At 36.5% G+C, this 19120-nt stretch carries 21 protein-coding genes and 1 riboswitch; of the genes, 11 read left to right on the top strand and 10 right to left on the bottom strand.

What is annotated here, in order from left to right; translation table 11 throughout:
- Positions 1-313: 313 nt before the first annotated feature.
- The 3 genes from H4J69_RS11245 (at position 314) to H4J69_RS11235 (ending at position 2497) form a co-directional block, all read left to right on the top strand.
- Entirely contained in the window at positions 314-1363 is a 1050-nt protein-coding gene (locus H4J69_RS11245) for an HD domain-containing phosphohydrolase (RefSeq protein WP_182244392.1), read from the top strand.
- On the top strand, positions 1356-1766 hold the full coding sequence (locus H4J69_RS20370; RefSeq protein ID WP_182214488.1) for a winged helix-turn-helix domain-containing protein: 411 nt from the start codon (positions 1356-1358) through the stop codon (positions 1764-1766). The genes H4J69_RS11245 and H4J69_RS20370 overlap by 8 nt, the downstream gene beginning before the upstream one ends.
- 80 nt (positions 1767-1846) lie before the next feature.
- The gene (locus H4J69_RS11235; protein WP_182214489.1) at positions 1847-2497 is read left to right on the top strand and encodes a hypothetical protein; all 651 of its coding nucleotides are present in this window, start codon (positions 1847-1849) and stop codon (positions 2495-2497) included.
- A 23-nt stretch (positions 2498-2520) separates the two neighbouring features.
- On the opposite strand, the gene H4J69_RS11230 is transcribed toward H4J69_RS11235, so the two are convergent.
- The 4 genes from H4J69_RS11230 to H4J69_RS11215 form a co-directional block, all read right to left on the bottom strand.
- Positions 2521-2796: a hypothetical protein gene (locus H4J69_RS11230; protein ID WP_182214491.1), complete on the bottom strand. Its 276-nt coding sequence runs from the start codon at positions 2794-2796 to the stop codon at positions 2521-2523.
- The gene (locus H4J69_RS11225) at positions 2789-3496 is read right to left on the bottom strand and encodes an EAL domain-containing protein (RefSeq protein ID WP_182214493.1); all 708 of its coding nucleotides are present in this window, start codon (positions 3494-3496) and stop codon (positions 2789-2791) included. Before H4J69_RS11225 ends, H4J69_RS11230 begins: the two co-directional genes overlap by 8 nt.
- A complete protein-coding gene (locus H4J69_RS11220; protein ID WP_182214616.1) occupies positions 3480-3845 on the bottom strand; it encodes a helix-turn-helix domain-containing protein in 366 nt (121 codons plus the stop codon). Before H4J69_RS11220 ends, H4J69_RS11225 begins: the two co-directional genes overlap by 17 nt.
- 199 nt (positions 3846-4044) lie before the next feature.
- Positions 4045-4275 carry a hypothetical protein gene (locus H4J69_RS11215; protein WP_182214494.1) on the bottom strand — a complete coding sequence of 77 codons (231 nt, stop codon included), beginning with the start codon at positions 4273-4275 and terminating at the stop codon, positions 4045-4047.
- 983 nt (positions 4276-5258) lie between these two features.
- Between H4J69_RS11215 and H4J69_RS11210 the strand changes: the two genes are divergently transcribed.
- The 4 genes from H4J69_RS11210 to H4J69_RS11195 are packed head-to-tail and all read left to right on the top strand — an operon-like array spanning position 5259 to position 7437.
- The gene (locus H4J69_RS11210; protein WP_182230351.1) at positions 5259-5756 is read left to right on the top strand and encodes an RNA polymerase sigma factor; all 498 of its coding nucleotides are present in this window, start codon (positions 5259-5261) and stop codon (positions 5754-5756) included.
- On the top strand, positions 5749-6300 hold the full coding sequence (locus H4J69_RS11205) for a hypothetical protein (protein WP_182244391.1): 552 nt from the start codon (positions 5749-5751) through the stop codon (positions 6298-6300). The genes H4J69_RS11210 and H4J69_RS11205 overlap by 8 nt, the downstream gene beginning before the upstream one ends.
- On the top strand, positions 6297-6839 hold the full coding sequence (locus H4J69_RS11200) for a DUF4252 domain-containing protein (RefSeq protein ID WP_182175201.1): 543 nt from the start codon (positions 6297-6299) through the stop codon (positions 6837-6839). The genes H4J69_RS11205 and H4J69_RS11200 overlap by 4 nt, the downstream gene beginning before the upstream one ends.
- 10 nt (positions 6840-6849) lie before the next feature.
- Positions 6850-7437: a DUF4252 domain-containing protein gene (locus H4J69_RS11195; RefSeq protein WP_182244390.1), complete on the top strand. Its 588-nt coding sequence runs from the start codon at positions 6850-6852 to the stop codon at positions 7435-7437.
- Between the two features lie 63 nt (positions 7438-7500).
- Here the strand turns inward: H4J69_RS11195 and H4J69_RS11190 are convergent, their stop codons facing one another.
- The 5 genes from H4J69_RS11190 to H4J69_RS11170 all read right to left on the bottom strand — a co-directional run bounded on the left by H4J69_RS11190 (position 7501) and on the right by H4J69_RS11170 (position 12893).
- Complete coding sequence (locus tag H4J69_RS11190) at positions 7501-9042, bottom strand: S10 family peptidase (RefSeq protein WP_182221335.1); 1542 nt, start codon at positions 9040-9042, stop codon at positions 7501-7503.
- Between the two features lie 127 nt (positions 9043-9169).
- Complete coding sequence (locus H4J69_RS11185) at positions 9170-9742, bottom strand: HutD family protein (protein ID WP_182221336.1); 573 nt, start codon at positions 9740-9742, stop codon at positions 9170-9172.
- On the bottom strand, positions 9742-10587 hold the full coding sequence (gene fghA, locus H4J69_RS11180) for an S-formylglutathione hydrolase (protein WP_182214506.1): 846 nt from the start codon (positions 10585-10587) through the stop codon (positions 9742-9744). The genes H4J69_RS11185 and fghA overlap by 1 nt, the downstream gene beginning before the upstream one ends.
- 21 nt (positions 10588-10608) lie before the next feature.
- On the bottom strand, positions 10609-11757 hold the full coding sequence (locus H4J69_RS11175) for an S-(hydroxymethyl)glutathione dehydrogenase/class III alcohol dehydrogenase (RefSeq protein WP_220467864.1): 1149 nt from the start codon (positions 11755-11757) through the stop codon (positions 10609-10611).
- Positions 11758-11951: 194 nt separating this feature from the next.
- The gene (locus H4J69_RS11170) at positions 11952-12893 is read right to left on the bottom strand and encodes a tetratricopeptide repeat protein (RefSeq protein WP_182214507.1); all 942 of its coding nucleotides are present in this window, start codon (positions 12891-12893) and stop codon (positions 11952-11954) included.
- A 154-nt stretch (positions 12894-13047) separates the two neighbouring features.
- Here H4J69_RS11170 and H4J69_RS11165 point away from each other — a divergent pair, with 154 nt between their 5' ends.
- Positions 13048-13557 carry an outer membrane beta-barrel protein gene (locus H4J69_RS11165; protein ID WP_182214509.1) on the top strand — a complete coding sequence of 170 codons (510 nt, stop codon included), beginning with the start codon at positions 13048-13050 and terminating at the stop codon, positions 13555-13557.
- A gap of 80 nt (positions 13558-13637) precedes the next feature.
- Here the strand turns inward: H4J69_RS11165 and H4J69_RS11160 are convergent, their stop codons facing one another.
- Positions 13638-15314 carry a M1 family metallopeptidase gene (locus H4J69_RS11160; RefSeq protein WP_220467863.1) on the bottom strand — a complete coding sequence of 559 codons (1677 nt, stop codon included), beginning with the start codon at positions 15312-15314 and terminating at the stop codon, positions 13638-13640.
- Positions 15315-15488: 174 nt separating this feature from the next.
- Positions 15489-15610: riboswitch (TPP riboswitch) on the top strand.
- A gap of 105 nt (positions 15611-15715) precedes the next feature.
- On the opposite strand from H4J69_RS11160, the gene thiC reads away from it, so the two are divergent.
- The 3 genes from thiC to thiS are packed head-to-tail and all read left to right on the top strand — an operon-like array spanning position 15716 to position 19119.
- The gene (thiC, locus tag H4J69_RS11155; RefSeq protein WP_182221338.1) at positions 15716-17677 is read left to right on the top strand and encodes a phosphomethylpyrimidine synthase ThiC; all 1962 of its coding nucleotides are present in this window, start codon (positions 15716-15718) and stop codon (positions 17675-17677) included.
- Positions 17678-17684: 7 nt separating this feature from the next.
- On the top strand, positions 17685-18896 hold the full coding sequence (locus tag H4J69_RS11150; RefSeq protein ID WP_220467862.1) for an FAD-dependent oxidoreductase: 1212 nt from the start codon (positions 17685-17687) through the stop codon (positions 18894-18896).
- The gene (thiS, locus tag H4J69_RS11145) at positions 18886-19119 is read left to right on the top strand and encodes a sulfur carrier protein ThiS (RefSeq protein WP_182214512.1); all 234 of its coding nucleotides are present in this window, start codon (positions 18886-18888) and stop codon (positions 19117-19119) included. Before H4J69_RS11150 ends, thiS begins: the two co-directional genes overlap by 11 nt.
- The last annotated feature ends 1 nt before the right edge of the window (position 19120 follow it).

Raw genomic sequence — 19120 nt, 5'->3', positions numbered from 1 at the left:
TAAGGTGTGTCTACTAAACTGATTTGTTGCTTCCTTGGCGTGGCCATAACTCACCTAAGATAAAGTAGCTTGATTACTTTAGCGTAGTACAAAGGGAAAACTTGTTCAATTTAGGATGAGTGTCTTGTTAATTTTTTTCAAATGAAAATAGATAAAAAAGATTTGACTAAAAGCAATATTTTATATATTATTTTTTTCGCCAAATGGATGGGCGTATTACCAATGGGATGGTATCTAATTTTAAATAAAAACTGGGTGAATTTCACTCACTATTATTGACATTAATGTCAATATGGATATTAAAAAAGATACTATGAAAAAAATACAAACACACCTCGTCAAGATTGGGATGAAGGTTGTGAAACTCGACCGTACTTGGTTAGAAACCCCCTATATTCTGCACAATTTTGTTATAAAATCTGAAAAACAATTAACTAAATTACGTAATTTATGTGATTTTGTGTATATTGATTCCAATGTTAACTATGCGCACAAACGTATTGAGAATTATTCATTTAGTATTGAAAATGAGAGAGTTGCTCACAAAAAAATCGAACATTCATTCAAATTACTCAACTTAGTTTTTAATAATATCAGTAAAAACGCATATATAAATTCTTATAAAATTCAATTAATGGTTAATCATTTAGTTATACAAGTGCTAGCTGATAAAAACACCTATTTATATTTAAATACTATACGGAGTAACGCGCCAACAATAGCTCAAAAGTCAGTGCGGGTTTTAATACTTTATATTACTTTATGTAAATATATAGGCATCAAAAAAGATAAATTATTAGAGCTTGGTTGTGCAGCCTTGTTACACGACATCGGGATGATTAATTTACCCATACATTTTAATAAAGCGGAAAAATTATCTGAAAATGAAATACTTCATTTACATACACATACAGATATAGGTGTCGCGTTAATACGAAAATCTGAAGATTTCCCTGACTTTATTTGTGATGTTATTGCTTCGCATCATGAATATTATAATGGTAACGGTTACCCATGCGGCCTATCAAAGAGAAATATAAACTTGTATTCTCGAATGTTAACCGTCGTTTGTACATACGAGGCCCTTACGAGGAATCGGCACTATAAAAAAGCACTAGATACTTACTCTGCGCTTACAGAGCTAACTAAGGTATCTGGTACGATGTTAGATCCTAGATTAGTTGGAAAATTGATTGAATTTATGGGCGTATTTCCCATAGATACAAGAGTGAAAACCTTACAAGGGTCATATGTCAAAATTATAAAGAAGCTTTCACACAATCGATATGAAGTCACAAACACCTTGAAAGAAAGAAGTTTTATTATCACAACTGATTTAATAGTGGGGGTGTATTGTGAGTAGTTTAACTTTCATTGATTTAACTGATATCGAAAAACAAAGTAAATACTTTCTCACAAAAAATACATCTATAAATACCTGCAATAATCGATGTAAATATTGTCCATTATTTCCTTATGAGAAGCTATCGGTTCAAGGGATCAATGAAACTCAAGATAGAAGAATATTTGACGTTAATGGCCAACAACATAAGTTGACCCAGCATGGCTTTCGATTAATGTGTGCGCTAACACGTTATTCAGGAACTATATTATCAAGAGAGTTCCTCAGTGAGTATGTTTGGCCTGAATCAGATGTTGTTGGAAACAACCTAAATGTTGCAATTTATGATTTACGTATATCATTTAGCAGCTCTTTAATAAAAATTGAAAACTATCGTAAAGAGGGCTACGGATTAAAATTATAAATTTTATAATAATTTTTTTTTATCAAGGATGATGTTTAATAGGCTTAAATATTTTTTTATGTTTATTAAACACTTATCAAATGGAAGACACACTCGAATTTACCATTAAGAATGCTGATTTTATTATAAAGAAATTCGGTATCTCTACACAAAACAATAAGGTTTGTTTATATTGTGAAGTTTTTTATATTACCAATATAGCAGAGCAAATCTCTTTAGATTTATACATAGATAGCTTAAACATTTTTCAAGTAATTCTCACATTAGAAAAAATCTTCAAACAAGTTGAATTAATACTAGACACCACCTTTCCATTATACATTAAAGTGCCTAAAATGCTTTGCAGCTTCGAAAAACTTGTACAAATAATTAAAAGCTCTAGCGGTATTAATTTAGTGATCAATATAACTGCAAATTGTCTAGCTTTACTTACTGCTACTCAAAGAGGCCAATTACAAAAATTGGCTAATGAATATAATACAGAGCTTTGGTTAACTGGGTTTAATATATTGTCTCTTAAAAAAGACGAATTAGATTATTTTGATTGCTTGTTGATCAACGATATTGAGTTTTACCAAGGATTAGCCAATGTTGCTTATAGTTCTTGTATTTCGTCAATAATCCCATGTTTTTTTAAACAACTTATTATTTATGGTGATGGAAAAACTAATGAAAACAACTTATTGGCTGGTACAGATAATACTTATTTGGAGACCAATAATTTAAAGTAAATATGTACCTTTCATTATATTCTCTAATCATATAAAGAACTTAAAAAATATTTTTCTTCATCCGTTATCAAGTTTATTCCATTGGAATTTTTTATTTTTGATATTTTATTTTTTTGAACAACGAGTTCCATTAAAAATAAACATAAACTCTGATAACTTGGTTCTAATTTTGTAACATCATCAGCACATTCGTCTAATTTCAGCAAGTGAAGGTTTATTTTCAATAATTCATCATCATTCATATATTGGGTTAATAATTCAAATTCTTTGATGATTTTATCTTTAGTTACCCTATACATTTATAGTCTTCTTAGCTTGTGAGAAATAATACCCTTGCATCAGTACATTTGGAATTTTTGAAACTAACTCCACATGCTTATTTGACTCTATTCCTTCAACGATAACGTTATGGTGTTTTGCTAAATAACGTAATAAACTGTCAAGAAATAATAGGTCCTCAGGTAATAGAGACCAAAAAAGTTCTTTGGATACTTTAATAACACTAAAAGTGATTTTATTTGAGTTGACGATGTCGAAATTTGATTGACTAGTGCCAAAGTCATCTAGCCATAGATTAACATTTGGAAAATCATTTATTATTTCTAATACCCCCAATTCAAAATAATCAAATTTATTGACATCATTTTCTAATATTTCTAGGGCATATTTCTGATACTCAAAACTATTAAATAATGGGAAAAATTCGCTAAAATTTCGAATGACTTCTATAGGAGTATTAAGACTAATTCGGTATTTTCTATTTTTAGGCTCTTTTGCAATATTACTTAGAATTAGCCTAAATAATTTAACATGCTCGTATTCGGTTAAGCATTTAAAAAATATAGCGGGTGGTATGACGCTATTTATACGTGTTATAGTACAAAGCAGCTCAGCGTTTTCGCAATCATCAATAGTCGTCATGATCGCCTCTAACCTCGGGGCAATGTTAACTTCCCCCCATACATGTGTATTAATAGTAAACTCATCTAATATATGCATACTGGATCCCATTATAGATTGACTCACTATCTGCAGTAGTTAATACGTAACCATGGCCTCTAACATTTTCAATTCGTAGATTCGTATGCCTCAAGAGAGTTCTTATTTCAGATATAGCAACAGTTAAGTTATTTCTAACAACATTAGAATCTGGCCAGCCATATTGCTGTAAATAATGGAAACTCAATGTTTTTTCTTTTTGCCTTAATAATGCACACAACACTCTAAAAGATCTGCTGGAAAACTTTATATTTTGTTTCTCGATATTAATTGATTGATCAGTAGTAGAAATTGATACGTCATACTTCACGTTGCGAATGAAGCTTAAAGGACATTTACTACAATACATTTCACAAGGTTCTGATATGATGTTATTTGTTATATCCATGTTGTTTTTCTCCCTTTTTTACATCTATTACTGGATTAAATTAAAGTAGTTCATCCTTGAACTCAGAAGGTTAACTCTTTTATGATTTTGAGTATTAGCCGACTGTATTACTGCCCCCAGTAATAATGTATAATTTGTTCTACGATGAGCTAGCTACGTTTCAGAATTTGTGGAATAGTGATTCATTACCGTCACATATTTTGTCTTCAGAAAGTAACTTTCCAAATCGAGAATCAAAGTCGTTACATAGAACTCGTAAATATTCAATATGAATACACAGCGGAGAAAGATCATTACGTTCAATGAACAAAATTGATTCATCAATTAGCTCTTTGGCAAAATTAAGAAAAAATAAATTTTCTTCTTTGCTATTGTTGAAAGCTTGATTCATATGCACCCACCTATGTAATTAATGGGTTATTCTTACATAATAATTTTTAGTTTAAATTATTATAAATTTAATAATTATTTAAACTCGTTTGGGATGAATAGGGAGATTACTATTGGACTACATATTATTTCTTGCTGATTAATTGCAGCAATTAATCAGACACTCACGGTAAAAAGCTAAACATATGACACATATACTTCAACATTTATGGAGTCCTCAGCTATAAGAGATATTTTGACAATATATTCATGTATTAAAGAAAGATGTAGTCAATTTGATCCCAAAATAACAATTTTTTGGCAAGGTTATTCCTCCAAAATCATGGGTTAATAATTTACACCTGTTTTTAATGTCTTCAAGCAAAGAGTTTATTGCAATGGCTTAAATTATGTCGTCGCTTTAATTGCTGATGCTCGCAATAATCACTCAGCACATCTTCGTGACCGATAGCACCATGAAATTGTATTCTAAATTCGGTGGTGATGATTAACCACTAAAGCAACAAAAACCGAAAAAAACAAAAAACTGAGTAATTACTTCACTTTTTACTTTACACTTATAGAGTTGTTACTCTATAATGTTTTTGTTCTCTTTTAGTGAGCACCTGTTGTAATAATTTTATATTTTAGCTTCCCCAAAGCTATCCAGCCGATGAACTTGTTTTCATCGGTTTTTTTATGCCTAAAATTCAATGAAATATAAAAATCACCTGTCGCAATTATAATGGCCATCACTAAAAATTGTCTTTAATCGACTCAATTAAGCTTATTCATAAAAATTTTTTAACTTAATATCATTTTATCCACAGATTCATTTATTAACGATAACACATTGATTAACCAGTTTATTTCAAGAAACCCTACCCTATTAGTTATATTGAATCTACTTATCATACCAATCACTTTGGCGACTCTTTTTAATAATAAATTAAAAATAAGATACTTAATTTGTAACCTTTCGCAAAGTAGTGCGTAATTATAACTATGAAAGGAAATAAATTTAATAAAATACTCGAACAACATCAGCAACGAATCTATTCGTTAGCCTTGTATATTTTACGTGATAAACATGAAGCGGAAGATATTACACAAGATGTTTTTACGCGTTTATGGAATAACATCCAACAAGTAGATATTGAAAAAGTATCGGCTTGGCTATCTACGGTAACCCGTAATGCTTGTATTGATAAATTGCGTAAGCGTAAGGAATTCAGCCAAGTTGAAGAAGAGCATCAAGTGACACAAAAACATGAAGAACCGGCAGGGAATTTACAGCACCAACAATTAAGTCGTTGGTTAAGTGAGGCGATTGCTTGTTTAAAAGAACCCTATAGTTCGTTGATTATGTTATGTGATGTACAACAAAACAGCCAAAGTATTGCGGCGAAATCACTTAACTTAACCACCAGCCAAGTAAAAGTCTATTTACATCGTGCACGACGTGAATTGCGAAATAATTTAAAGGGGTATACCCATGAATAATAAAGAATCATGGCAGAAACCATTAGATGATTTTTTAGCGAACAATGACCTTTCAGCTGACACCCGCGTGCTAGCAAGAGTATTGTCCGAGAGCAGTGAATTAACTAATGAACAACTTAGTAACCAACAAATTGCTGAGTTGGAAACAGCGTTACATATTGAACAACATTTAAATGACATAGGTTTGCAGCCTTTATCAGCCGATTTGAAAAACAAGTTACAGGGCATTAGCAAAACTGAAAAAAGCAGCCATGTGATTTTTGGCTACTTTACGCCTAGCTGGAAAAAACTTAGTGCGCTAGCCGCAACCGTTACCGCTATCGCTTTACTCAACACCAATATACTAAGTGATCCTATAAATAAACATCCATCACTGGCAGAGATACAACATGCTGAGCAAGAGTTAGCAATCGCTTTGCAATATATATCATTCGCTAAAAAAATATCAACAGAGCAAATAAAGCAAACATTTGACGAAAATATACAACAACCATTGAACCAAGGTTTATTTAAACCACTTAATCATTTTAAGGAAACATCATGAAAAAATTATTATCAGCACTTATTTTATTTAGTTCATCATTATTAATGAGCAGTTCAGCTTTTGCCGATGACATTACAAAAGAGCGAGGTTATGTAGACTTTGCCAGCCTTAACTCAGTTTATGGTGAACCTAAAGTGATGGTTAATTTAAATAAAACCATGTTAGGTTTTATTAGCAAAATTAATCTGTCTGATCCAGAAGCATCAGAGTTAATCAGCAAATTAAAAGCTGTTCGTGTACAAATCTATAATATGAAAGGTAGCGATCAACCGGCAATAGATTTAATCGCAAAAGTCAGCAAAGATATTCAATCTAAAAACTGGTTACCTATTGTATCGGTCAATGAAGAAGATGAAAAGGTACGAGTATTCACCAAAATCACTGATGACCTTATGGATGGTTTAGTGGTTATGGTTATTAACAATAAAAGTGATAAGGACGGCCGAGAAGCGGTATTCATTAACATTGTTGGTGAAATAGACCCGGCACAAATTAATAAAGTAACCAAATCACTTAACATTGATATTGACTTAAAATAACGAGTAAACCATGAAACTATCTCACTATTTTTTAAAGAAAGTGACCTTGCTATTAGCAATTGCAGCAAGCTTTTTCTTAACCGGGTGCGGCATTACCGCAGGGGGACTTCATAGTCATGCTGGCTATGCCGATATTGAATCACCTTATTGGTGGCAAGCTGACAGCGAAATAAACTTGTCTTTAGGTCCATTAGCCATTGGCACAGCACGTTGGGTTATTGATGCCGATGAAGCCCCTGAAATTGATGCTTTATTGGATGACGTAGATGGTGTTCGTATAAGTGTTTATAACGTTGAAAAAAACAGTGAGTTGTTTAAAGATAATTTCATTGAAACTCAAGCTAATTTACGTGCCGATGGTTGGCAACATGTAGTAAGAATGAATGATGATGAATCAACTGATTACTCACTGATGTTCATCAAGTCAAACGGTGAAGTAATTGATGGTTTAGTTGTACTGTCACTTTCAGATAATGAGGCGGTATTTGTCAATATTATTGGTAATATCCACCCTAACTCTTTTGAACCTATTATGGAGCAGGTTTATAAGAAAAATGATGTGGCAAAAAGATTTAAAGAAGTAGATGAAGAGGAATAACATATTAGCCGATTAAGTTATAAATGATAACTTAATCGGCTTGCTTTTAAGTGCTAAGATAATTTATCGTGGCGAAGCAGCTTTGTATTTAGCGGCTTGTTTATTATCAGGTAAAGACGCTTTAATAAATTGGCGAATATCATCATTCGCCGCTTTTAAATCTTCATAGCGAAGGTACATCATATGACCACTGCGGTAGCCTTTAAAAGACAAACGGTCTTGCATTTTACCACTTTGATCTAACTGCCACATAGTGTACTTAGCATCAAAATAGTTAGTCGCACCATCGTAGTAACCGGCTTGGAACATGACATTTAAATAAGGGTTTTGTGCCATCGCTAAACGTAAATTTTTACCGGTATTATTGTTAGTGCGATCCCACGGATGTACATCACCGAACATATTATATTTAATGTCTGTTTTATAGTTTAACTCTTCGCGTAAATAGTAATTAATGGCGGGCGTGAAACTGTGCAGCCATGACGTTAATTCCGCATTGTAGTCAGGACGTGAACCGGTTGTTTTCTCGTCAATACCTAAGTAACGAGAATCTAAACGACCAATTGTTTGCTCACGGTCACGTAATAGTTCTTTCCAAAAATAGGAAGCGCTAATATCTAAATTACTGCGTAATACTTCAGTGACCGAAAGTCCTGAATAATAAGAAACTTTTTCAGCTATCGCCTGTTTTTCTGCTGGGCTAATAAAGCCACCTTTAGCGAGTGCAGGTATGTATTGCTCAATAGTAAACTTTTCAACTTCAGGCAAAATATCCAATAAGTCTTTTTGCTGTAAATCGCTCTTTAGTGCTTGGTGATACCAGGCAGCAGCTGCAAAATAAGGTAGGCGATTTGCGGCCTTTACTGGTCCGTCACGCTTAATACCAATATCGGTTGGCGACACGAGAATCACACCATTTAAATACATCCACTGACGTGATTGTAGTTCTAAAGCTAAACCTGAAACACGGGTAGTACCATAACTTTCACCGATTAAATATTTTGGTGAACGCCAGCGCTCATTCCGGGTCACAAAAGTATTGACCCAATCTGCTAGATATTTGATGTCGGCATTGACACCAAAAAACATCGATTTTTGTTGTTCTTTCGAAGGCATCTTGCCCTCTTTGTCGGGTAAAACTCGTGAATAACCCGTATTAACTGGGTTAACAAAAACAATATCGGCAACATCTAAAATTGAATAGTCATTGGTCTTAACACCGTAAGGCTGCAATGGATATCCTTCGTCATCAACATTTAAAACACGTGGGCCGGTGTAGGCAACATGCATCCAAACAGATGCTGAACCTGGGCCGCCGTTAAAAGAAATTAATAAAGGTCGTGCACTTTTATTCTTAACATCGCTGCGTTGGTAATAGGTATAAAACAAACTGGCGGTTGGGTTACCCTCACTGTCCCATACGGGTTGAGTACCTGTAGTGGCAGTGTAGTCGAATTTCTTACCATTAACCTTAGTACTATGTTTTGTGGTTGAGCTTTCGTCGATAGGTAACTTGCGGCTATTGTCAGCAGTATTCTCAGCATTAGCAAACGGTGAGAATATCAGCAACAAGGCGAATACTTTGACTAAATGGTGTGCTTTCATTTTAACGTCCTGTGCATTGAATTTTTATTAATATCTCCATACTCTAAAACAGAAAAAACATTATCGCTGAAATAAAAGTTTAAATGACTATTTTCAGCGATAAACACCTGCTGTCACTAAATTTTGCCTAGGTATTTTGCGTTAAGTAAACCACGATCAGCTTTTGTCCTGTAATCGTCATCTCCCCTGCTTTAAGGGTATTCAATTTCAATAAATGCCCTGCCTTTATTATTTGGTGATTTTGGTATGACGTTAACTGGAATGCACCCGATAAACTGTAAACAAAGCATAAGTCTGCAGCTTTAAGTTCAACTGTTTGTTGAGCTAGCAAGGTTTCCACAACGGCCGAGCACTTTTCTTTATCGGTAATAATATTAAAATCGGTAATTTCGCCTGCAGGTAAATGTCCAACGGTTCGACAACCCCCATCAAAATTGGCGACATCGAGGATATTATTCAACTGATCAGTTTTACGGTTATCGTATTGTAAATTAATGCCCTTACCGGCAATGAGAATGAGATTACGCTGATAACCTGAAAAATCAGAAAAGACCCCATCTTCAACAACATTCGCCATACTCAAGCGCCAAATAAAGTCAGCTAAAGTACCGCCGTCATTAATCGCCAATTCAATAGTTTCACCTTGGCCATTTTTCCATGGGATAGTCTTAAAATGTTCAGGTGAAATAACTGTAAACATTAAGATTGCCCCAAATGTTTCGCATGGAAACATAAGTGACTTTCAATAAAACTGGCGATGAAAAAGTAACTGTGATCATATCCCTGATGTTGGTTAAGTATTAGTGGATAGTTATTACTCAGCGCCGCTGAAATCAATGATTCTGGCTGAAGTTGCTCGTGCAAAAAGTCATCGGCTAAACCTTGATCAACCAATGCCGGTATATGCTGTGTACTTGCTTTCATCAACACGCTTGCATCATGTTGCTGCCATAAAGCTTTATCATCACCTAAATAAGCGCTAAACGCTTTTTGTCCCCAAGGGCTATTAATTGGATTAGCTATGGGGCTAAAAGCAGATACCGAACAATATTTATCAGGATTTTTTAGCGCTATCGTTAACGCGCCATGCCCACCCATTGAATGACCACTGATTGATTTTTTACTCGATACAGGAAAGTTTTCTGCAATTAACGCTGGCAATTCATTAACAATATAATCATACATTTTATAATGAGTAGACCAAGGTTTCTCGGTGGCATTTATATAGAAACCCGCACCTAACCCTAGATCGTAAGACTGGTTTTCATCATCGGCAACATCATCCCCGCGCGGGCTGGTATCAGGACAAACAATGGCTATACCGAGTGCCGATGCCATGCGCTGTCCTCCTGATTTCTGTACAAAGTTTTCATCGGTACAGGTCAGTCCTGAAAGCCAATATAAAACCGGCACTGGTGAATGCTTGCTGGCACCCTCAGGTAAATAAATAGCGAAACGCATCGGACATTTTAGACTTTCAGCATGATGTTGGAAATGCTCTTGAACGCCACCAAACATTTTATTACTGCTAATTTTTTCTAACATGATCTTCAACCTTTTAGGTACTTACGAATGGTAAAAATGAATAACACTACGAATACTCTTACCTTCGTGCATTAATTCAAAGGCCTCATTAATTTTTTCTAACGACATGGTATGGGTAATAAAGTCGTTTAAAGCAAATTCACCGGCAAGATAGCGTTCAACATACTCAGGTAACTCACTACGACCTTTCACCCCACCAAAGGCAGTACCACGCCATACTCGACCAGTAACCAGTTGAAATGGGCGAGTTGAAATCTCTTGTCCTGCGCCAGCAACACCAATAATAATAGACTCACCCCAGCCTTTATGACAACACTCTAAGGCCGAACGCATCACATTAACATTACCGATACATTCAAAAGAGTAGTCAACTCCGCCATCGGTTAATTCAACAATAACGTCTTGAATAGGTTTATCGTAATCTTTGGGATTAATACAGTCTGTTGCACCCAGCTTTTTGGCTAACTCAAATTTACTTTCGTTGATATCAATCGCAATAATACGGCTTGCTTTCGCCATAGCAGCGCCAATAATAGCCGACAAACCAATACCACCTAAACCAAAAATAGCCACGGTATCACCTACTTCAACTTTCGCCGTATTCATGACTGCGCCCATGCCGGTAGTTACTCCGCAACCCAATAAACACACTTCTTCAAGCGGTGCTTTAGGGTTAACTTTCGCTAAAGATATTTCAGGTAAAACAGTATATTCAGAGAAAGTAGAACAGCCCATATAGTGAAATATAGCTTTGCCGTTTAATGAAAATCTCGAGGTGCCATCAGGCATTAAGCCTTTACCTTGGGTTTCGCGAATTTTTTGACACAGGTTGGTTTTACCCGATTTACAGAATTTACACTCACCACACTCAGGTGTGTATAAAGGAATGACATGATCGCCAACCGCAACACTGGTGACACCCTCACCTATTTGTTCAACAATTCCGCCACCTTCATGCCCTAAAATGACTGGAAATATTCCTTCAGGGTCTTCGCCTGAAAGCGTGAAAGCATCTGTATGACAAACGCCTGAAGCGATGATTTTAACGAGAACCTCGCCTTTTTTGGGAAGTTCTACATCAATTTCTTCAATTGTTAAGGGTTTATTGGGCCCCCAAGCAATTGCAGCTTTAGATTTGATGGTGTTTAGTTTTTGCGTAACTGCTGACATATGAATTGACCTGATTACATTCTTTAAAGACAATGATAGTGGATAAATATCAGGAATAACAGCCTATTGAAATGGATAAAATTATGTTAACCCGATTAATAAATTGGGCTTTACTATGATGGCGAGATATTCACCATAAGGATTTATCAAACCTTTTTGCAGTATGCTTTCTTATCGACTCCCTCTTAAAGGTTTTATAATTCACCCTTAAGGTCATTAAGCTTTAATAGCAGGTTTGGCGCTAAGAGTTCTTCGTTAATGGCCAGTAATAGCTCCTCGGCTTGTTCTTTATCACCGCCCAGCAACTTTATTTCGGCTAAGTACAATTTTGCATGAGAGGCTTTCACAACATCTAAAGCAATGTCAGCATGCTTAATTGCGGCTAAATAACTTTTTTCAGCCAATGAGAATTGTTCAGCGTGTTGTTGTGCTTGCGCTAAATTAAAATGTACTGTCGCTATTTGTTGTTCATTGCCATATTTATAACTCCAAGGAACGGTTGCATACCAGTGAGCAAGCGCTTCATCATACAATTCAAGTTGCCTAGCGACGTGCCCTAAATGACCAAAAAGATCCATCATAAACTGCGGATTATGACTGTTTTTATATTTTTCTTTTAAAGCATTAAGTGACTCATAGGCTTCAGGTAACTCACCAATAAACATTTGTAAGTTAGCAATTTCAATAAGTTTAATTGGAGATGGATAAACTTCATTCATTATTGCTAATTGTGCTTTTGCTTTATAAATATAACGCTTCCCTTCTACTAAGTCGCCATGACTAAGTAAACACTTAGCATAATACATATAAAGAGTGACTTGAAAAGGGATCGGTAGGTCTTCATCGTTTATCCAACGCTTTGTTTCTTGGTAAAGCTCATCACTGTGTTGCAAAATAAATAGCGAGGATAATTTGAATTGCATTAAGCTAAACCAGATGCGGCTTTTCGGCTGTACTTGGGTTAATTCAATATTAACTTTTTCTAGGCATGATGATGGCGAGCGCTGACATAGCTTTGCTGTGCTCTCACTTTTCATTGCATAACTTTTTGCAACCGGTAAGCAAAAAACCCACAATAATAGTGCTATAAGTCCAAGTAAATAAAGTTTTGAAGAGATAAAAAAATGTTTATTCATCGTTAGATATTGCCACTGATGTTATTAATTGCCAAGTGCCAGACTATAATTTATTAAAGATTATTGAACAAAAAATATCTTGGTGTTAAGCTCTGCGCGAAATCTTCACCTTAATTTAACCTAAAGTTAACCCAAATAAAATAAAGGATTTATTATGTTTAAGAAAACCGCTATTGCACTCACTCTTTTCAGTCTTTCCCTAACAGCCGTAGCTGCTGATTGGCAAGTGGGCGGTGGATTCGGTCAGTTATCTGATAGCTCTGATGGCGACGATATTTCTTTGAACTTTATCTATGGCTCAGTGGCATATAAAATTGAAAATTCAGCGAAAAATTTTTACTTGATGCCTGAACTTCGTCTCGGTTCTGGTGTTGGTGACGACTCACTTTACGGTGCTAAAATTGAAGTAGAAAGCTTACTCGCTTTGTCTTTGCGTGGTCAATACGACTTCAACAATCGCGCATATGTTTATGTGATGCCGTCTTATGCAAACTTAGACCTCAAAGCAAGCTACCGTGGCGAATCAGCGTCTGATGATTCATGGGAGTTTGGTTTCGGCGCTGGTGTTGGTTATAGCCTCAATAAAAAAGTGAGCGTTGAAGCCTCTTATGAAACGTATGACGGTACTAAATTACTTTCTGTTGGTTTTAAATACGCTTTTTAAGCGCAATATCTAACTGACCGTTGACGTATAAGGAGAGCAATAAGCTCTCCTTTTTAATTTTATACCGTTAACTTTTAAAACTAATGACCTAAAACACTGAGTGTCGAAATATAAAAGTTAGCATCAACGGCTATATTTGGATTTTCCTGCTCAAGTTCAACAGTAGTCCAAGTTGCTGTTGGTGCCAGCCACTGTGTTTTACCGGCAATAGTGACGCGTAACGGCATATCAAAACCCTTAACCACGTTACCCCAACGAATTTTCATCACTTTATCTTTGATAAAATATTCGAAAGTGGGAATACGTATATCACGTAAATATTGATCAAATACCTTACTTAAGTCGATACCTGATTGTGTGCTAATGTAGTTTTCAATATCTTGGGTAGTCACTGTTTGATGATAAAAAACTTTACCTAGTCCACGGAGTATTTCTCGCCATTTTCTATCATTATTAATCACTTGGCGAATGGTATGCAGCATATTGCCACCTTTATCGTACATATCACCAGACCCACCGCGATTAGCATTATATTCGCCAATAATAGGGGATTGATTACCAATATTCATCCGTTGACCACGAACGTATTCAAAGGCTTGCTCTTTGGTGAAATGATACTCTAAAAATAAACTTTCTGAATAGTTAGTAAAGCTCTCATGGATCCACATATCGGCAACATCTTTATTGGTGATGTTATTGGCAAACCACTCATGACCTGATTCATGAACAATAATAAAATCAAATAATAATCCTGGGCCAGTACTACTTCTATCACGCCCTAAATAACCATTTTGATAACCATTACCATAAGTCACCGAACTTTGATGCTCCATCCCCAAATATGGTGCTTCCACCAGTTTATAACTGTCTTCATAAAACGGATAAGGACCAAACCAATGCTCGAACGCTTCAATGGTTCGTTTTGCTTCTTTAAACTGTTTTCTTGCTTTCGCTAAGTTTTCCCGTAAAACATAGTAGTCCATATCAAGCTGACCTTTTTCACCTTGATACTTTTCACCAAAATGAACATAGTCACCAATGTTAATATTGACCCCATAATTATTAATAGGATTCACAACTTGCCAATGATAAATTTTTGTTTTATCAACTTTATTGTCTTCAACTTTAATTAATCGACCATTAGACACATCCATTAAATGTTCTGGCACTTCAACGCTGATTAACACGCCATTGTTAGGCTCGTCGGCAGGATGATCTTTATTTGGCCACCAAATACTAGAGCCAATGCCTTGATTTGAAGTGGCAATAAAGTCGAGGCCATTACTGTCTTTCTTCCAAGTAATACCGCCATCCCATGGGGCGTTTTTTGCGGTAACGGGCTGTCCAGAGAAGTACATAGTTATCTTCTGCTCCGAGCCTATTTCTTGCTTACTGGCTGGGGTAATAAAATAAGAATAGCCATCTTGCTCTACTTCAAGCGCCTTACCATTTTGGTGTACTTTCTCAAGCTTCATTGGCGCCTGTAGTTCTATTTGTAAACGTTCACCTTTAGCTAACACCTTATAAGTCATGGTGTTTTTACCTGAAAAAAGCTTAGTTTCAGGGTCAACTTTTACATTAAGATGATAATGAATTAAATCCCACCACTTTCTTTCTGGTGTAATAGTACCCCGTAATTTTTCTTGGTGCGTTACTTTGCCACTTTCTTGTTGCCAATTACTCGCGCTAACATGCCCAGCAAAAACCATAGCGCAAACTAAGCCAGCAAGTGAAGTCGTTATCCGTTTTTTTATCATTGTTATTGTCCTAACACTCTCTCGTATACAATATACTAGCATTGTGTAATATAAATTGTGAACCCTAAAAAGGGTAAGATCTGTCAACGACTCACATCGTTATCTAAAAATTAATTATAACCAAATACAACATTATGATTGCGTATTTTGAAACTAATACGATAGAATCACCACAATTACTTGTCGGAGTGCTGAGATTATTTCTAAAGAAATATTCAAAGCTGAGATCGCGAAAGCGGGATCCGTAGAACCTGATCAGATTAATATCTGCGTAAGGGAACAAGGTAAAATAAAAGAGTTAAGGGATTAATTCGTCACTTTTTTATTTTTTCCTCACTCTACACTTCGTCTTTTTTATTCGTGCATTTATAACGAAATGCATATTATTAAAAGGCAAAAAAATGACCAAACCAGCTAACAAACTCACTCGCAGAGAACGTCGCGAACAAGCTGAAACATTCTTAAAAAACGTTTCTGATCAATCATTCCCAAATTCTAAAAAAGTTTATGTGCAAGGTAAAATTCACGATATCAAGGTAGGTATGCGCGAAATCACCTTGTCTGATACTTTATTAGCGGGTAATAAAGATAAGCCAACCTACGAAAAAAATGAACCTCTTTGCGTCTACGATACCTCAGGTTTTTATACCGATGAAAGTGTCGAGATAGACGTACACAAAGGTATTCCTCGCCTGCGTGAAAGTTGGATTGATAGTCGTGGTGATGTTGAGCTCTTAACATCAAATAGCTCTACTTATGCTCAACAACGTTTAGCTGACGATGGTGTTGACGCGATACGCTTTGAACACTTACCTAAAATGCGTGTTGCTAAAAAAGGTCAAAACGTTACCCAAATGCACTATGCTCGCCAAGGGATCATTACCCCTGAAATGGAATATATTGCTATTCGTGAAAATTTAAAACGTGAAGAGGTCAAAGATAAAACCTTACTACTACAACATAAAGGTCAGTCATTTGGCGCCAGTATTCCAGCGCAAATTACCGCAGAGTTTGTCCGTGATGAAGTCGCGCGTGGCCGAGCAATTATTCCGGTAAACATTAACCACCCAGAATGTGAGCCGATGATTATTGGTCGTAACTTTTTAATTAAAGTAAATGCCAATATTGGTAATTCGGCGGTGACCTCTTCCATTGAAGAAGAAGTAGAAAAACTGGTTTGGTCAACCAAGTGGGGCGCAGACACGGTAATGGATTTATCAACGGGTCGTAATATTCATGAAACCCGCGAATGGATCATGCGCAACTCGCCAGTGCCCATTGGTACGGTGCCTATCTATCAAGCGCTAGAAAAAGTAAATGGCGTGGCAGAAGACTTAACCTGGGAAATTTTCCGCGACACCCTTATCGAACAAGCCGAGCAAGGTGTTGATTATTTTACCATTCATGCCGGTGTATTATTACGCTATGTTCCAATGACCGCTAAGCGTGTCACCGGTATTGTCTCACGTGGTGGTTCAATTATGGCGAAGTGGTGCTTAGCGCATCATAAAGAAAATTTTTTATACACCCACTTTGAAGATATTTGTGAAATATTAAAGCAATACGATGTCTCGTTTTCACTCGGCGACGGTTTACGCCCGGGCTCGGTTGCTGATGCCAACGATGAAGCACAATTTGCCGAATTACATACCTTAGGCGAATTAACTAAAATTGCTTGGCAGCATGATGTACAAACGATTATTGAAGGCCCCGGGCATGTGCCACTGCATATGATCAAAGCAAATATGGACGAGCAGCTTAAACATTGTGGTGAAGCACCTTTTTATACGTTAGGTCCGTTAACGACTGATATTGCACCGGGTTATGACCATATTACTTCGGGTATTGGCGCCGCTAATATTGGTTGGTACGGTTGTGCCATGCTTTGTTATGTCACTCCTAAAGAACATTTAGGCTTACCCAATAAAGAAGATGTTAAAGAAGGTTTAATGACCTATAAAATTGCAGCCCATGCCGGCGATTTAGCAAAAGGTCATCCGGGCGCACAAATTCGCGATAATGCCATGAGCAAAGCGCGCTTTGAATTTCGTTGGTACGATCAATTTAATATCGGTTTAGACCCTGAAAGAGCCAAGGCTTATCACGATGAAACCTTGCCACAAGAATCAGGTAAAGTTGCCCACTTCTGCTCTATGTGTGGGCCAAAATTCTGTTCGATGAAAATATCTCAGGAAGTACGTGATTATGCCGCGGGTCTTGAAGCCAGCAATAAAATAGAAATACAGTTACTTGACGAAGTCATTGTTTTAGATGCAACGCCAACCGATATTGCACAAGGCATGGCTGAAAAGTCGGCGGAATTTAAAGCGACCGGTAGTGAAATTTACCATCAGGTGAAATAGTCAGCCGATGACTATTTCTCAGCAGTTCCCTAAACCTACTCAAATCTGTGCCAATATCGTTGTTATTGGCGCAGGATTAGTGGGTCGTTTAATGGCATTGTCTTTGGTTAATCAAGGTCATCAAGTGACCTTGGTTGATAAAGATAATAAACAGGGCCACCAAAGTGCCGCTTATGCTGCTGCCGGTTTATTAACGCCGCTAGGTGAAGCTATGCATAGCGATCGTAATATTGTTGAAATGGGCTTTGAGTCATTAGCGCTTTGGCCTGAGATTCTTGCTAAATTAGACAGTTACACTTATTTTCAACAAGCAGGCACCTTAATGGTTAGCCATGAACAAGACCAAGGCGATTATCAGCGTTTCATGGCTTATATCAAAAATCATTATCCGCAACATCAGCTACAGCAACTGAATCGCCAACAAATACTTGCCCTTGAGCCTGAATTAGCTCATCGCTTTAATCATGGGTTGTTTTTACCTGAAGAAGGGCAAATAGGTAATCGTAAATTACTAAAAGCCCTGCAAAAGCAGCTAGAAAAAAGTAGCGTTACTTGGTTAGAAAGTTCACCTGTCGTTAACATTGAACAGCAAAAATCGAGCTGTTTAGTCACTTACCATGAGGATAGCCCACTAGGCAACAAAGGCAGTAAGCAAACTAACACGTCAAAGCATATTATTGCTGCTGATTTAGCAATTGACTGTCGCGGTGCAGGCGCACGCAACAGTGCAGGCGAAAACACCGCAGCCCCCTTAAAAGATTTACGAGGAGTACGAGGTGAGATATTTCAGTTATTTGCCCCTGAAGTCAATATTACGCGGCCTATTCGTTTAATGCACCCTCGCTATCAATTATATATTGCTCCTAAAACTAACGGTTTTTATGTCGTGGGAGCAACTGAAATCGAAAGTGAAGACTGCGCGCCAATGACGGTACGTTCTTCAATGGAATTACTCAGCGCGGCTTATAGTGTCCATGCTGGATTTGCTGAAGCCAATATTCATCAACATATTAGCCAGTTAAGACCTGCTTTTAGTGATAACCAAGCTAAAATATCACTGCAAAATCGGCTTATCCAGGTCAATGGACTGTTTCGCCACGGCTACCTTATTGCGCCGGTTGTGTTAAAGCAGTTAGAGTTTACCGTTGCGCATTTTTTCGAGTGTCGCTCATTAACAGAATCTCCTTATCATAAGTGGTTAGCCATCAATGAATACTAAAGCAGCTATAACAACCTATTTTATCAATGGACAAGTAATCACCATTGCCAGTATAACCCCCAATATATCAATGGCATTACTGCATTATTTAACGCCAGAGCAGCAAAAACAAAGTTTTGCCGTAGCCCTTAATGGTGACTTTATTGGTAAAGCTGACTATCAAAAAACCACAATTAATCAAGAGGATAGTATAGATGTACTGTTTCCTATTCAGGGAGGTTAAT

Source organism: Colwellia sp. BRX10-9 (genome assembly GCF_014077405.1).
Lineage (GTDB): Bacteria > Pseudomonadota > Gammaproteobacteria > Enterobacterales > Alteromonadaceae > Colwellia_A.
Note: the sequence above shows the minus strand (reverse complement) of the source record. Positions and strands in the feature narration are given on the sequence as shown.